The 15,720-nt window shown below is 47.8% G+C and carries 16 protein-coding genes; 6 read left to right on the top strand and 10 right to left on the bottom strand.

All coding sequences use genetic code 11. From position 1 onward, the window contains the following. Nucleotides 1-77 precede the first annotated feature (77 nt). Nucleotides 78-1,649 carry an ABC-F family ATP-binding cassette domain-containing protein gene (locus AC58QC_RS23965; RefSeq protein ID WP_497417558.1) on the bottom strand — a complete coding sequence of 524 codons (1,572 nt, stop codon included), beginning with the start codon at nt 1,647-1,649 and terminating at the stop codon, nt 78-80. 171 nt (nt 1,650-1,820) lie between these two features. On the opposite strand from AC58QC_RS23965, the gene AC58QC_RS23970 reads away from it, so the two are divergent. Genes AC58QC_RS23970 through AC58QC_RS23980 form a run of 3 tightly spaced genes read left to right on the top strand, consistent with a single transcriptional unit; the run spans nt 1,821 to nt 3,536 of the window. Next, the gene (locus AC58QC_RS23970) at nt 1,821-2,267 is read left to right on the top strand and encodes a hypothetical protein (protein WP_497417559.1); all 447 of its coding nucleotides are present in this window, start codon (nt 1,821-1,823) and stop codon (nt 2,265-2,267) included. Nucleotide 2,268: 1 nt separating this feature from the next. Next, the gene (locus AC58QC_RS23975; RefSeq protein ID WP_497417560.1) at nt 2,269-2,490 is read left to right on the top strand and encodes a helix-turn-helix transcriptional regulator; all 222 of its coding nucleotides are present in this window, start codon (nt 2,269-2,271) and stop codon (nt 2,488-2,490) included. A gap of 32 nt (nt 2,491-2,522) precedes the next feature. Next, nucleotides 2,523-3,536, top strand: a complete 1,014-nt coding sequence (locus AC58QC_RS23980; protein ID WP_497417561.1) for an NAD(P)-dependent alcohol dehydrogenase — start codon at nt 2,523-2,525, stop codon at nt 3,534-3,536. On the opposite strand, the gene AC58QC_RS23985 is transcribed toward AC58QC_RS23980, so the two are convergent. Next, the gene (locus AC58QC_RS23985) at nt 3,496-4,386 is read right to left on the bottom strand and encodes a LysR family transcriptional regulator (protein ID WP_497417562.1); all 891 of its coding nucleotides are present in this window, start codon (nt 4,384-4,386) and stop codon (nt 3,496-3,498) included. The two genes, AC58QC_RS23980 and AC58QC_RS23985, sit on opposite strands and share 41 nt — an antisense overlap. Before the next feature lie 198 nt (nt 4,387-4,584). Between AC58QC_RS23985 and AC58QC_RS23990 the strand changes: the two genes are divergently transcribed. Beyond that, nucleotides 4,585-6,777, top strand: a complete 2,193-nt coding sequence (locus AC58QC_RS23990) for a YhgE/Pip family protein (protein ID WP_497417563.1) — start codon at nt 4,585-4,587, stop codon at nt 6,775-6,777. Between the two features lie 203 nt (nt 6,778-6,980). Beyond that, a complete protein-coding gene (locus tag AC58QC_RS23995; protein ID WP_497417564.1) occupies nt 6,981-8,513 on the top strand; it encodes an MSCRAMM family protein in 1,533 nt (510 codons plus the stop codon). 41 nt (nt 8,514-8,554) lie between these two features. On the opposite strand, the gene AC58QC_RS24000 is transcribed toward AC58QC_RS23995, so the two are convergent. The 7 genes from AC58QC_RS24000 to AC58QC_RS24030 all read right to left on the bottom strand — a co-directional run bounded on the left by AC58QC_RS24000 (nt 8,555) and on the right by AC58QC_RS24030 (nt 14,490). Next, the gene (locus AC58QC_RS24000; RefSeq protein WP_497417565.1) at nt 8,555-8,785 is read right to left on the bottom strand and encodes a helix-turn-helix domain-containing protein; all 231 of its coding nucleotides are present in this window, start codon (nt 8,783-8,785) and stop codon (nt 8,555-8,557) included. A 119-nt stretch (nt 8,786-8,904) separates the two neighbouring features. Continuing rightward, on the bottom strand, nt 8,905-10,125 hold the full coding sequence (locus tag AC58QC_RS24005; RefSeq protein WP_497417566.1) for an MFS transporter: 1,221 nt from the start codon (nt 10,123-10,125) through the stop codon (nt 8,905-8,907). A 32-nt stretch (nt 10,126-10,157) separates the two neighbouring features. Continuing rightward, on the bottom strand, nt 10,158-11,444 hold the full coding sequence (locus AC58QC_RS24010; RefSeq protein ID WP_497417567.1) for an MFS transporter: 1,287 nt from the start codon (nt 11,442-11,444) through the stop codon (nt 10,158-10,160). 159 nt (nt 11,445-11,603) lie between these two features. Next, a complete protein-coding gene (locus tag AC58QC_RS24015; protein ID WP_497417568.1) occupies nt 11,604-12,041 on the bottom strand; it encodes a rhodanese-like domain-containing protein in 438 nt (145 codons plus the stop codon). 108 nt (nt 12,042-12,149) lie between these two features. After that, on the bottom strand, nt 12,150-13,022 hold the full coding sequence (locus tag AC58QC_RS24020) for a LysR family transcriptional regulator (protein WP_497417569.1): 873 nt from the start codon (nt 13,020-13,022) through the stop codon (nt 12,150-12,152). Nucleotides 13,023-13,151: 129 nt separating this feature from the next. Further along, entirely contained in the window at nt 13,152-13,988 is an 837-nt protein-coding gene (locus tag AC58QC_RS24025; RefSeq protein WP_497417570.1) for a sulfurtransferase, read from the bottom strand. Between the two features lie 28 nt (nt 13,989-14,016). After that, nucleotides 14,017-14,490: a GNAT family N-acetyltransferase gene (locus tag AC58QC_RS24030; RefSeq protein ID WP_497417571.1), complete on the bottom strand. Its 474-nt coding sequence runs from the start codon at nt 14,488-14,490 to the stop codon at nt 14,017-14,019. Nucleotides 14,491-14,833: 343 nt separating this feature from the next. On the opposite strand from AC58QC_RS24030, the gene AC58QC_RS24035 reads away from it, so the two are divergent. Next, entirely contained in the window at nt 14,834-15,421 is a 588-nt protein-coding gene (locus AC58QC_RS24035; protein WP_497417572.1) for a GNAT family N-acetyltransferase, read from the top strand. Here AC58QC_RS24035 and AC58QC_RS24040 read toward each other — a convergent pair. Further along, complete coding sequence (locus tag AC58QC_RS24040) at nt 15,410-15,715, bottom strand: 4a-hydroxytetrahydrobiopterin dehydratase (RefSeq protein WP_497417573.1); 306 nt, start codon at nt 15,713-15,715, stop codon at nt 15,410-15,412. The two genes, AC58QC_RS24035 and AC58QC_RS24040, sit on opposite strands and share 12 nt — an antisense overlap. Between the last annotated feature and the right edge of the window lie 5 nt (nt 15,716-15,720).

The raw sequence follows: 15,720 nt of genomic DNA on the forward strand, positions 1-15,720 counted from the left end.
GTTCTCATTTAAGGTCGCTCCTGGCACAAGCTCGGCGACTTCCCATGGCGAGCCTGGTGACGATCCCTCCAGCCAATTTATAAATTCTGCTCACTTACCCCCGTTACTGGGTCGAACGTCAGCATTTTCGTGCCAATTTTATCGATGAAAAACCGATCATGGCTGACCGTAATCACAGCGCCAGGGAAATGAATCAATGCCTGCTCCATGACTTGAATACTCATGAGATCCAAATGATTCGTCGGCTCATCCAAGATGATGACCGCCGCACCAGAGAGCAAACATTTGGCTAGCGCGACCCGCGCTTTTTGACCGCCAGAGAGGTTGCCAATGAACTTGCTCAGATCCATCTCCGAGAATTGCAGCATGGCGAGGAATTTGTTCACCTTTTTCCGCGGCGCATCCAGGCCCAATCCATATGTATTCACTGCGTGGCTAACGGTATCCTTCGGATTCAACTCCTCCCACATACGGTTGAAGTACGCGTAGCTGACGCCTTTCTCCCAGATCACCTCGCCGGACTCCGGCTTCTCCTGACCTGTAAGCACCTTGATGAGCGTGGATTTCCCGCTTCCATTAGGGCCAACGATGACTAAGCGGTCTTCCTTTTGAATATCGAAGCTAACGTCTTGGAAAATGGTCCGCTCCTCGTAAGTCTGCCCGATACGCTTCACTTCGCACAGCTTGTCCGGGAACCGCAGTCTCTCGTAAATATCCGTGATCAGCACATTGACAGGGTGAGGCTCAATCCGTTTTTTGTTATCCGCTAGTTGACGCGAGAGTCGATCCTTGGACGACTTCTTGCTGGCGCGGCTATCGATGGCCTCCGCCTCCATGAGGAGCAGCTCTTCCTCCCACTCAAATTGGCGGTCGAGTTCCTTTTTGCGCATCTTCTTTTTGCGGATGTAGTCGGTGTAATTCCCTTCATATTCCTGAAAACGATAGTTCTCGATCTCGATCACCTGCGTGACCACTTTGTCGATGAATTCTCGGTCATGTGATATTAGAATCATCGCGCCTTTGAATCGATAGAGCCACTGCTCCAACCAAGCGATTCCTTCGATATCTAAATAATTCGTCGGCTCGTCCAGCAGGACAACATCAGGCAGCTCTATGAGCATTTTGGCCAGTGCAGCACGGTTTCTCCAACCGCCGGACAATTCATCAATAGGTTGATGCCGCGACCGTTCATTGAAGCCTAGCTTCGTAAGCACCGTATTAATCTCAACGGATACATTCCACCCGTCCAAATGCTCCATTTGCTCAAACAGCTCAGCCTGCCTGGTCAACAGCTTATCCATTTCCCCATCATCTGTTACGAAGCCGAGCTTCTCTCCAACTTCCTGCAGCTCGCGTTCAATCAGCGCAACTTGCTCGAAACACATTTCCAACTCTTGCTGAACGGACAAGTTTCCGGTCATTTCTGAAAATTGCGAGAAGTACCCTATTTTAACCTGCGGATCGATATCCACTTTGCCTGACGTCGGCTCTTCCTTACCCATGATCAGCTTAAAAACCGTCGATTTCCCGGCACCATTCCGTCCAATCAGGCCAATTCGTTCACCTTGACTTACCTTAAAATAAATATCGCGAAAAATCATCGCGTCTTCATATTTCTTCGTGACGTTCTCCAAACGAATTACACTCATGGCTATCCCCTTTTACCTGCATCATTCTAGGCTGATTATATCATGTTTGGGTTCACGACATTTTTATATAAAATGGTGTATTGTACAGTTGACTTCATGTATAGTATAAGTTACATTGTGTATATAATATTTTACATGGGGTAAAAATGATCATACAGGAGGCATGAAAGAATGTCCTATCAAGAGAAAAAGCATATCGTCTCATTCATAAGTACTTTGCTGATTTTTGGTTTCTATTGTTGGTATGTCTTTCAAAAGGTTCAGGATACGAGTATGGATACGACGGAAACTCTCCGCTTTTGGGCGGCAGCTATCTTAATCCTTATTCCGGTATCCATTGTAGCCAAAATCATCATTGCTATTATCTTCAATATCATCTTTCGCATAACGACCAAAGAAGTGGAACCTTCCTTCTCAGATGAACTCGACAAATTAATTGATCTAAAAGCCACAAGAAATTCTCACTATGTCTTTACGCTAGGCTTTCTTCTAGCCATGGGATCGCTGGTGATGAATATGGCGCCAACCACGATGTTCATCATTCTGATCTTCTCAGGGTTCTTGTCAGAAATGGCCGGTGTGTTCACATCGCTCTACCATTATCGGAAAGGAGTTTAAGATGGGCAAAAGTCTTATTAGCAATCACATACGGAAATTACGTTTTAATCAAGATGAAATGACCCAACAGCAGTTGGCAGATAAAGTTGGGGTAACAAGACAAACCATCGTCGCTCTTGAACAGGGCAAATACTCCCCTTCTTTGGAATTGGCTTTTCGCATTGCTCGTGTTTTCAAATTACCGTTGGAAGATGTGTTTTTTATCGAAGAGGAACAGGTCTAAGAAAGATCAATTCCCATCCAGGAGGGGTTCGAATGAGAGCAATTGTATGTACGAAGTACGGAACACCCGAGGTTCTTCAGCTCAAAGAGGTAGCAATGCCGACACCTAAGGACAATGAAGTACGGATTAAACTGCATGCAGCCATTGTTACGCCATCGGATTGCGCGTTCCGTAAAGCCGACCCTTTTATCATCCGATTCATGTATGGTCTGGGCAGACCGAAACATACGATTCTAGGCGTGGAGTTGGCTGGAGAAATTGACGCGGTGGGTAAAAGCGTGACGTCCTTCCGGGTTGGCGACCGCGTTTCCGGTATTAGTCCGACAAAATTCGGTGCCTATGCTGAGTACACCTGTCTGCCCGAAACTGGCACACTGGCTATCCTTCCAGCCAATGCGAGCTTTGAAGCGGCTGCTGGCCTCTGTGACGGCGGATTAACCGCGCTGACCTTCCTTCGAGATACGGCACAACTTCAACGGGGGCAAAAGGTATTGATCAACGGTGCTTCCGGCTCCGTAGGTGCCTATGCGGTACAGCTGGCCAAGTACTTCGGCGCGGAAGTGACGGGGGTATGCAGTTCCACTAATATTGCATTAGTGAAATCTTTGGGTGCTGACCAAGTCATTGACTATACACAAGAGGATTTCACCAAAAGCGGTCAGACTTATGACATTATTTTCGATGCGATAGGCAAGCGTTCATTCTCACATTGTAGAGGCGCGCTATCCTCAAGCGGGGTCTATCTCTCCACGGTTCCATCACTTGGCATCATGCTTCAGATGCTCTGGACATCCAAAATAGGCAGCAAAAAAGCCAAGTTCACAGCTTCGGGCTTACAACAGAAGAAAGAAAATCTGGTTTTTCTTGCAGAGCTTTTTGATACGGGAAAAATAAAAGCCGTGATTGATAGACGCTATCCGCTAGAGCAGATGGCCGAGGCTCATGGGTATGTGGATACAGGGCGTAAGAAGGGAAATGTGGTTATTACGTTTGGGAATCATCCCCTCACTCCAAATTCGCAAACAAATGCTGCGTATACTCCTTAATGATCGCGGACACCTCAACATCCTTCTTCGTGATTCGCCACAGATAGTTCGGGTATTTTTTATATTTGCCAATCGGTATCGTGACGACCTCCCTCTTGAATTTCTCCGGCATGGTAGTCACGATGTAATCCGTTGCGATGGTAATGGCATTGCCGCGGCTAACCATTTGCATGATGGCTTGAGTGTTATTCGTCGTTAATGCAATTCGGTTGCCAGTATCTCCTGAAATCAACTCCGCCGCAATCTTCTCAATATAAGTATCTTTATAAATAACGAATACTTCATTATGTAATTCTGAGCCCGTTATGGCAGTTAGAAATCGCAAAGGGGATTGCTTATTCACCACAATGACAGCTTCCCCTCTAATCACTGGCTCCCACGTGAACGATTCATCCTGACTCTCGCGAGACAGGGAGACGAACCCCATATCCGCTTCCCCTTTCATAACCTGATTCATCACCGCTGTATTATCGCCCTCCAGAAGTTGAACATTAATATGAGGATAGATCCCCATAAAAGTAATTGTTGAGTTCGTAACCAATGAAACCATACCAGGAATCGTAGCGATTACGATATTCCCTGTATTGATTGAATTGGACTTTGCGAGCTCGTTTCGCATATTACGGACGTTGGTTAGGATGGTACGTGCATATTTCATAGCTTTAAACCCATCCTGTGTAAGAGCAATGCCTCTTTTGGAACGGGTAAAAAGCGTAGCTTCTAATTCATTCTCTAGCTGACTGATGGATTGACTGACGGCAGGAACGGTAATACCGTGCTTTTTGGCCGTTTCAGTAAACGAACCAGACTCAGCGGAGTCAATGAAATACTGGAGTTGTATAATATTCAATGTCACTCATCCTTAACTTTTTGTTTATATTAGTAAATTAAACTTAAATATATTTTATCATTTGTCGATGGTATTATACAGTAACAGTCATTAACCTTGCCGAATCCCTCATAGGTGGAAAACGACATCTTTCGAATAATTACTAGGAAAAAGGGAACATCATTAACGACGATTGTCATATGTAAAGGAGCATCGCAATTGAAAAAAAATATTTTACAGGTATTTGCAGGTGAATTTCGCCGCTTTATCAAGAACCCCATGATGATCATCACATTCATCGCTGTTGCTTTAGTCCCTATTCTATATAGCGGATTTTTAATAAAAGGAACTTGGGATCCCTACGGTCAACTGGAGAAGCTGCCGATTGCTGTCGTCAATCTCGATCAAGGCGCTGATTTTGAAGGCGAATCACGAAACATAGGTAATGAATTCATGGATGAGTTACGCAAAAATGAAAACTTTTCCTGGGGATTTATGAGTGCTGAGGACGCGGCACAAGGCATGAGAAATAACCATTATTATGCCACCATTACGGTGCCCGCTTCATTTTCAGCAGACGCAGCCTCGATTACGAATGCCAATCCGAAGCAGGCAGAAATTATTTTCGAATCCAACAGTTATTACAACTTTGTTGCCGGTCAAATTGGGGAAAGTGCAACGAAGGAATTGAAAAATAAACTTTCCAAAACACTGACAGAGGCCTACTCTACAAGCATTCTGTCCGAATTTGAAACCATTTCGAACGGGCTCAGCGAAGCTGGAAAAGGTGCCTCCGATCTGGGCGCTGGTGCAAAATCCTTAAGTGATGGGATTCATCAAGTAAAAACCAATTTGGTCATCCTTGCGGATGGAACCAAGCAATTGGACGACAATGCTGGTTTGCTGCAAAAAGGAGCTGCGGGGCTCAGCTCAGGCGCTTTGGAGGTCAGCAAGGGTGCAGCTGCGCTATCGAGCGGAGTGAACCAATTGCAAGATGCAGGCGCACAGTTGGAACAAGGTGCTCAGAAAACCTTAGCAGGCACCTCTTCCTTAGTTTCGGGGTTGCAAGCCTCCCAAACGGGAGCGGATCAATTGGTCTCGGGCCTTACCTCCGCTTCCGCAGGAAGCACGCAATTAGTAGAAGGTCTTACATCGGCCGTAAGCGCTAGTGATAAATTGGAGGACGGCTCCGCTCAGCTTGCCTCAGGTCTTGAGGCATTCGTCGCGGCGCATCCCGATCTAGCTTCGAATGCTACAGTTACCAAACTCCTTGCAGCCAGTAAAGAGGTCGCTGAAGGAAACAAAAAGCTGCATGACGCCGAGAAGAAGCTTCTCACGGGTGGTCAGGCCGTAGCTACTGGCACTGATAAGCTAGTAACTGGAGCTGAGAAACTCCGTGACGGACAAAAACAATTAGTTGCTGGAGCCACTCAACTACAAACAGGGCAACAGCAGCTAGCTGATGGCTTGCACACATTCAATTCGAACTTGCCGCAGCTAACTGCTGGCGGCACCAAGCTGCAAAACGGCGCCGCGCAAGTCAGCACCGGTGCCGGAGAGCTTGCTGGCGGTATGACGCAAATGAGTACGGGCATCCATAAAGTGGCCAGTGGCGCCGCGCAGCTTAATGAGGGTGCGACTGAGCTGGATGCAGGTGCACCGAAATTAGTGGATGGCAGCAGTGAACTAGCTGCGAAATTGAATGATGCTGCCAAGCAGACCGCAGCTGTCAAAGCCGATGACAAAACGATTAAGATGCTGGCAGAACCCGTGAAAATCACAGCAAATGACAACCGGAAGGTTGCGATCTACGCGAATGGCATTGCCCCTTACTTCATTTCCATGGCGTTATTTGCAGGCTCCTTAGTGTTCACAACCATCTACGCAGCCAGAAGCACATCCACGCCAGGTGCATACGGGCTCCGATTACTGGTTAGCAAGCTGTTAACCTTTAGTCTGATGAGTACTTTCCAAGCTTTGATTGCGACGACCGTCCTCACTTATGTCTTAGACTTGAAGGTACAGAGCATTCCCTTGTTTTATGTCTTTACCTTCGTCGTCGGCTTGACCTTCATGCTGATCATTCAAATGCTGGTCACATGGCTGGATCAGCCGGGTCGATTCGTAGTTCTGCTGCTGATGATTCTCCAGCTAGCTTCAAGCGCTGGGACTTATCCGCTTGAGCTGCTGCCGAACTGGGCACAAGCCATTCATCCTTGGCTGCCTATGACCTATGCGATTCAAGGATTCAGGTATGTCATTTCCAGTGGTCAGTACACTGAAATGTGGCATCAAGTGGGCTACTTAAGTATCTATCTGGTGGCCTCCTTGATCCTAACAAGTGTTTACTTTCTCTCTCGTAAAAAGAAGGAAAGCAACGACGATGAGCAGCTAATGCCTGTTACGGTGTGAGTAAATACGAAGGGCTAGGAGTCCCCATAGGGGTGATTCCTAGCCCTTTTTGTTATTACAGATGCTAATACGCTGCTGAGGAGCAGTTCTTCAATAACGTTTTAACAAAAATCGCCAAAAATCAACAAAAAACACCCGACATATGGTACGATTCATGTATCTAATGAACTATTGGAATAGTCTTAAGTAGGAGAGATATTTATATGCGAAAGTTAAAGGTTATTATAAGTATTTGTTTACTGTTTACAATTCTGCCGACATCGGTATTTGCCAGCTATTCACTCGATCAAGGTGAGGTAGGGATTGATATTCAGGATGTGGTGCAAGCTATCCACAACAGCCAGGGAGCTAGCGTTATTACTGGCAGTAACACCTTCGTTAAAGCCGATATTCAAAATCTTTTAAGCCAAATCCAGCCCTATAATCAGAGGGCTATCCAAGGAACAGTTACAGGCATTGTCATTGATGAGACAGGGGCAGCGGTTATTGGCGCTGAGGTTACACTTGCTGGCACTACTTTAGTGACGCATACCGATGATTCCGGTCATTTTGAATTCATAGATGTCCCTTCTACCTATCAGACGACGGTTCAAGTCACGAAGGATGACTACGTCCCGGCTGCTTCAGAGGTTTTTAATATAGGGAGTGGGGACACTCGTTATTTGAGTAATTTGATTTTGAGGAAAACTCCTACCTACGGTTCCGTTTCTGGCTATGTGTATGGCCCTGACCAGCAGGCATTGGAGTCGGCACTTGTTACTGTCGATGGTCAAACCCCTCCTATGACTGTATTGACAGATGCTACCGGATATTTCAACTTAAGCCAAGTGCCAACTGGCGATCAATGCTTAACCATAACGAAGGATACATATGTAAAGGTTTCTCAGCCCTTTAGCGTAACGACAGGCAGCACATCGCTACCGACCATTCATCTTGAGAAGGAAACTATTCCTCAATTGACGGGAACATTAACAGGTGTTGTTAGGGAGATCGGTGCAAACGTGTTATCTAATGTGCGTGTCACTCTGCTAGCAAATGAAGGTAGTTATGTACAAAAAGTCACATCGGATGCTGACGGTGCCTTTACCTTTACAGATATCCCTGCAAATGCAAGTTATACGCTTACGATTGAAAAAGCAGGATATATTTTGTATCCGATGCCGCCATTTATTGTTAATATGGGGCAAAATTATAAGAATCTTAACCTACAAACAGGTGTAGCTGTAAGTAGTAAAGAGCAGCTATTAGCGGCATACGCTGATACTAACGTTCCTTATATTTTACTACTCAATGATATAGCTCTAACTGAACCGTTCGCTTTCAACCGAGATATAAGGCTCGATGGTATGTATGCTTCCAACACCAAGCTATCTGCTCCTTATTTTTCAATTTCATTCGATCCTTTTCCACATGTCGGTTGGAACTATTTAGATATCTATTGCGATGTTGGAAGTGACGACACGAAACTTCGAACAGCACTTCTCAGCTTTGTAGGAATAGTTAAGGTAAACGGTCTAGGAAATTATACAGGATTTATTAGAATAGTACCTCAAATGAATTACTTTATCACGGATGGTACAAGTAACCTTACTGCGTTTGTAAACAACGCTACCGGATTAGTAAATGCACTTGCTAATCCAAATGTTTCAACATTTTATGTGGCCGAAAATATCACTTACAATAACGAAACCTACACAAGCGGGTCAATTCATCTCAGATCACAGATTGTACTATAACCTTCTCTTTGACTTAAAATCAGAAAAGCCCACTCTCCTCTTTATTGAGAGTGGGCTTTTTCTTCCCCTATCAATTCATATAAGTCGTTTACTTGGCAACCGATCGTATCCGCAATCGAAATGGCTACTTTCAGGGGCATGATTCTCTTATTTTGCATATAATCTACGATTCGCTCTGGCTTATAATGTAACGCACGGCTTAGTTCTGGCATAGTGATTCCGTGTTCCACCATTCGTTCTTGCAATAAACAGCGCCCTAGCTCAAATTTCAATCGATTCTCCCCCTTTCCCCAAACTATGTTACCCACAGCCTAACCAAGGATTACGGCTTTTATTCGCAGAAAAAACCACCCCAAGCCTGCATGAAGTGCACAAGCTCAGGGTGGTTTTGTTAACTTCCTGACAATGACCGCAGCCGCCGGAGCGATGGAAACAGATACATCCATAAGCCCGCAACAGCGAGCGTCCCTATTCCCCCAACGAATGCGGCCGGAGCAGCTCCTATGAACCCTGCCACAATGCCCGATTCGAACTCGCCAAGCTGATTCGATGTCCCAATGAAAAGAGAATTCACAGCGTTGACTCTGCCTCGCATCTCATCCGGCGTTTGCAGCTGTACGAGGGAAGACCTAATTACGACACTAACCACGTCCGAAGCGCCCACGAGGAATAAAGCGAATAACGATACGAACAGGTTCGTCGAAATAGCGAAAAGCATCGTTGCGAGTCCAAAGACAGCGAGAGCCCCGAACAACTTAGGTCCGACTGATTTTTTAAGCGGAAAATAGGCCAGCACGATCGACATCAACAAGGCACCTATCGCTGGTGAGGTTCGCAAAAGTCCAAGTCCCACTGGTCCCGTATGCAAAATGTCCTGCGCAAAGATCGGCAATAACGCTGTCGCTCCACCTAATAGAACAGCAAAGAGATCCAGTGAGATCGTTCCCAGAATAATCGGTTTTCGATAAATAAAAGTCAACCCCATGAAGACAGAACGTATTGTGATAGGCTCGAACTTTCGTTCGATAGGCGCCATTTGAATCAGGAACGTAAGGATACCAGCGCCGAGCAGGGCAATTGCAGCTGTGCTGTATACGAAAGCAGGTCCTATGGAGAACAATAATCCACCCAATGATGGACCCAAAATTTGAGACGTCTGTCCGACGGATGTGCTCCAGGCGATCGCCTGTTGCATGATGGCTTTCGGTACCAATTGTGGGAGTAACGCAGAGGATGAAGGCCCCTCAAAGGCACGACAAGCGCCGAGGATGGCAGCCGCCACCAGAATTTCTTCACGGCCCAACCAGTTATGAAGGTTGCCCAACAGCAGCAAGGCAGCAATCAAAGCTTCGATGATCTGACAGATGAAGACAATCTTCCGACGATCGAATCGGTCTGCAACCTGCCCAACAACGAAAGTAAGCAGCACCATCGGCACAAACTGAGCAAGGCCCACGAAGCCGAGGCTGAACGCATCATGGGTCAAGTCGTACATTTGCCATCCGATTGCAACAGAAAGCATTTGGAAAGAAGTAGAGGAAAACATGCGAGAAATCCAGAAATTGTTGAACGATGGATGACTCAGCACAGAATCCTTCGATGTAAAACGCAATTGGCTCACGCCCTTATCATAGAGTAGTAAGATTACATAACGTTTGGGCGGTCCCTTCTACCCGACCAGATTATTACAGGGATCAGCAGCAGCGCTAGAAATCCTCCCGCTAATGAGAGGAAGGCATAGCTAGAATGGGCGACGACCATGCCCGACATTGCTCCACCTGATGCTCCCGCCAACGAGACCAAGACATCTACGGTTCCTTGTGTCTTGGCACGCGTGGCCGGAGATGTCGCATCGATGATCTGTGCAGTACCGCTGATCAAACCGAAATTCCAGCCTAGTCCGAGCAACGCCAGAGCGGCGATGAGCCAAACCATCGAATCGGCAGGTGCCCACGCGGCAAGCATTCCCGCCAACAGCAGAGTAGCTCCCGATGCGCAGGACATGAATGTACGCCCGATCTTGTCCACGAGTATTCCGGTTACCAAGGAAGGCAGGAACATTGCTGCAACATGAATGCCGATCACCATACCGACCGCACTCAACCCATGTCCATGATGTTTCATATGGATTGGTGTCATCGTCATGATCGCGACCATCACGATCTGAGTCAAAACCATCACAGTCGTCCCGATGATGATTCCTCGGTTCCGCCCTGCTGGTGCCCTAGTATTCGCAGAACCCATTCCTTTTGACGAATTCGCTTCTTGTGCTTCGGCAATGGCTTTAGCGACGATATACGGATCTGGACGGAGCATTACCCACAACACCAGGCCCGCCATAATAAAAGCAGCAGCTGCGAGCATAAACGGACCCGCTAATGCAGGAACACCGAGAGATGTTGCGAATCTCCCCATAACCCCCACCAAGTTTGGCCCTGCGACTGCACCAAACGTCGTGAATACCATGGCCAAGCTGATGGCTCTTGCCCGTTGCTTAGGTTGAGCTAAGTCAGTTCCCGCATACCGTGCTTGGAGATTCGTCGATGTGCCCGCGCCGTATACCAGCATCGATACGAATAACAGCGGAAGGTTATCCGCGATAGCTGCAAATACAACTCCGATCGCCCCGATTCCACCAGCAAGAAAGCCTGTGGTTAAGCCTACCCGGCGACCAAAACGTTGTGACAACCGTCCGACAAGCATCGCAGATGAGGCAGCACCCAGTGTCAATAACGCCGCAGGAACCCCAGCTAAGCTATCCGACCCGAGCATATCTTGAGCAAGTAACGCACCGACTGTCACACCTGCCGCAAGCCCTGCTCCGCCGAATAGTTGAGCAATGATCACAATTATTAAGGTTTTACGGTAAAGCTGCTGCTGCCTTTCCGAAGAATGAATGTATTCTCTCATCAATTCGCTGCCTTCAGTCATCCATACCCTCCCCCTCCGTTTACGAATTCCCTCTTTCCAACATCATACCTGTGTCCATGGCGATTGGCTATTTCATTTTCTTTAACAACCAAAGAGGGCTTTGATCGTCTGCCTCCCGGCAAAACTGTCAAAGCCCTTCATGTGCAAATCTTCATTTTCCTATCCGATTAAGGGGGCAGATTGTCCAAGCGTTCCTTCTACCTCATTCCCTTCCTTCCTCCAGTACTCAATCCCTCCTAGCATCTCTTTCACCTTGAATCCGAGACCCGAGAGACGAGCTGCTCCTTTGGTGCCGCCATTGCAAGCAGGCCCCCAGCAATAGACGACGATCGTTTGCTCTTTCGAAAATGAGGCAGTCGTTTCTTCGCTGATTTGGTTGGAAGGGAGATTAATCGCGCCCGGAACATGACATTCTCCATAGGCTTTTGCGCTGCGAACATCGATAAGCAGGAAATCATTTAAACCATGTTGCATGTCATATCGTACATCTGCGACGTCCGTTTCCACAGAAAGCTTATTCATATAATGCTGGTGAATATGCTCCGGTGATGCAGCAGGTGTCTCGAGAACGAGTGATTTGCGTGCTTGAATGGTCATTTGGGTTACCTCCAGTGGGTTTGTCGATTTCTTGATATTAATGTAACACAGCACCCTACATTGGAGTTATCGATAGTTATTGATACTTAACTTCAATCATTTCGATAATTAGTGCCTCCCGATCAGCTCTATGAAACCAAGAAATGCTTTCGACCTCCACTTTTTCTTAGCGATGATCAATTGCGTATAGAACTTACAATCCGGATGAACGAAAGGTATCGCGACGATCTGGCCTTTGCGTATTTCCTCGGTGACGGCAATTCGGGGCAACAAAGCAATACCAAGACCGTAGGTTACGCACTGCTTGATCGCTTCTAGATTGCCGAATTCGTAAGATAGATTGTAGCTTACTTGATTTCCTTTCAACACCTTAAGCAGCATCGCTCGGTATGTACAACCGTCCTCGGTCATGATCAAGGATTCGTTCTCCAGATCTTCCACATGGACTTCGCTTTGTCCAGCTAATTTATGTTCGGGGCATGCAATGATGACTAATGGTTCTTCCCGCAGAATGCTGCTGTCCAGCTCTGGATCCGTAAATGGAGGGTCCAGAATAATCCCGAAGTCCAGAACACCTTCTTTAACCGATTCGATAATGAAGGGCTCGTTCCCAGGTTGAATAACAATGTTGACGTCCGGGTAATTGCGACGATAAGCCTGAAGATGCGGGGGGAGAAAGAAGGCCGCCAACGTCTCGATCGTTCCTATCGTGATCGTACCCTTGGATTGCTTGGATACGACTTCTTTGGACTCTTCATGCAGCCTGTAAATATCGTTAGCGTATTGCAGAAGCGCTTCGCCAGCCATCGTCAATTTCATATTTCTTCCGAAACGTTCTAAGAGGACAACGCCGTAAGATTCCTCCAGCTTCTGGATCTGTGCCGTTATGCTTGACTGCGCGTATCCCAGCGTTTCCGCGGCTCGTGTGTAGCTTCCCCATTTCGCCACTTCACGAAATGTTCTCAAATACGTCATTTCCACAGGGCTCAACTCCCTTCTTTCATACTCACTGCCTTCAAATGATTACTGAGACAATACCAACTAACTCAACAGAAGGCCAGTGCCCCTCAGATGAGAGACTCCGGCCTACTGCTGTTAATACTTCAGTTCTTACTCTTCACCCGTCGCAATCGGGTTATCTGCCCACGAAATCCAGTCGCTCCAGCTTCCGCTGTAGAGCTTCACGTTATCGAAGCCCGCTTCGCTGAGGCCCAGCACGTTCGGGCAAGCTGTGACGCCCGAGCCGCAATAGACGATGATTTCATCAGCGTCACGCAGTGCGGCAAAGTGCTGCTCCTGCTCCGCAGCTGACAACCAAGCGCCGTTCTCGCCGAGAACGCCTTTCCAGAAAAAGCTGCGCGCTCCCGGGATGTGGCCAGCCACCGCATCGATCGGCTCTTCCAAGCCGAGGTAGCGGCGCTCCTCGCGCGAATCCACGAGCACGGTGCCTGGGCGACCGAGCTTGTCCTTCACTTCATCCATGCTAGCCAGCATGGACCTATGTACCTTCGGTGAGAAGGTGCGCGGCAATACCGCCAGCACTTCAGTCGAAACCGGGTACCCTGCAGATTTCCAAGTCGTGTACCCTTGATCCAATACGTATACCTCGGAGTGGCCAAGGAATTTCAGCATCCACCACAGGCGCGATGCCATGGCTCCGCCTTGATCGTCGTAAGCAACGACGGTCTTCGTACCGTCGATGCCGAGGCTCCCGACAAGGATCGAGAACGCTCCGAGATCCGGTAGCGGATGTCGCCCGCCGTGCGCCATCAAGGCACCGGATAAGTCCTTCTCCAAGTCGACATACACCGCTCCTTCAATATGATCCTGCTCATACTGTTCACGGCCTGATTCAGGCTTGCCAAGCGCAAACCTACAATCAGCGATGACGATATTCGCATCCCCCAGCTGTCCCAGCAGCCAACTCTGACTTACGATATTTCCCACGGTTCCTGCCACCTTCCCCTACCTACAGTTAATCTCCCATCCCACTTGTGGGATTAACGGAGTACGATTGCCAATTACTTCGATCTCCACCCATTTTATCGTAAAATGCTTGCGCGCGTAAGTTATCTGGAGCCGTTGTCCAGGTTAAATTTGCATATCCGTGTCTTGCTGAGTACCCTTTGCAAGCAGCGAAGAGCTTCGCTGCCGCTCCCTGCCCACGCTCTGCTTCCACAACGTATAAATCGTTCATGACCGCAATCTTGGAGGCACGCAGCGTGCTGAAGGTGAAATATAACGTTGCAAAGCCAACCAGTGCCCCCTCCTCCGTCTCTGCCACAAATTGAATACCCACTTTCTGTTCGAGCAGGTCATGAATTAAGGCGTTCAGCTTCTCATCTTCGGGTTGTCGGTATTGATAGAAATCCACAATATAAGCGAGCATTAAGGTTTTGAGCTGGGGGATATCGGACATGACGGCTTCACGAATGGTCACTTGTGTCATCACGGGTGCCCTCCTTATTCTAATTTATTTGAAATATCGTTCGATCAATCGCAGATTGCCATATATTTCTAAAGTTGCGGAACGTCATTCCGTTATTTCCTGAGAATCCACTCTGGATCAAAAGTTACGGAACGTCGTTCCGCTATTTTGCCATTTCCGAGAAATTACGCGTTTTTTAAGAGAAATAGAGGAACGTAGTTCCGTAACTTCTCCGAATTGCGTATTTCCATCCAAATAGCGTCCTCTCGTTCCGTATCTTTCAAACATCGGGTGGAATTAGGGGGATTGTTATTTTAAAATAGAACAATGGCCAAATACTGCCTATAGAAAGGTTGCCCAAAATATGCCTCAACCTATTACCTTAACTTTACCATGGCGTGTGGTTCCACTAACCGAAACGGCTTGTCAGGAACTCTGCACGTGGATCTATCCCGCTCCTTACGATATCTACAATTGGTCCCCTTGGGCCACCATGCTTCAGAACCAATCCGAATTCGCTGATCCGCAAATACGAGAAGATCAGTATCGCGGTGTTGTCGATGAATCAGGGACATTACACGGGTTCGTGCAGTTCTTTCCCATTGTGGGTGTTACCCGACTAGGACTTGGGCTTCGACCGAATCTTTGCGGTAGAGGCGGGGGTAGCAGCAGCGAAGGTCGAGGCGAGAGCGGACGCAACAACAAGGGTACAAATGACAACGGCAGTGGACTCGGCACGCGATTTGTTCAACTGCTCGTAGCTGAAGCACAGCAACGCGCTCCCGAACAAGAAATCGATCTCGAAGTGCTCATCTGGAACGAGCGAGCGATTCGCGCTTACCAACGTGCCGCTTTTACTATCACAGATACCTACGAGAAATGGACACCGACCGGTCCCGCAGACTTCCACTGCATGGTCTACACGGGTCCGACCATCATCTTAGCGCGTTAGCTCCGTATACGCCTGATCAAACTTCGCAGCGGTCGAGAAATCGAGTTCGGTCAAACCGCCAGCACTCCACGAGGTCAGGCGCAGCGTCACCATTTTATAATCGATGGCAATCATGGGATGATGGTTCACTGCTTCCGATAGTCGGGCGACTTCACCCACGAAGGTAATTCCCTGCATGAAAGTTGTAAATCGGTACTTGCGTACCATCCACTTACTCTCTTCTGCCTCTAAGCTCCACGTCCCCAGCTCGGCAAGCCGCACAGCAACCTCAGCTTTTTCTAGCCTCACCCTCATCAACG

The organism is Paenibacillus sp. J22P51, assembly GCF_059692215.1.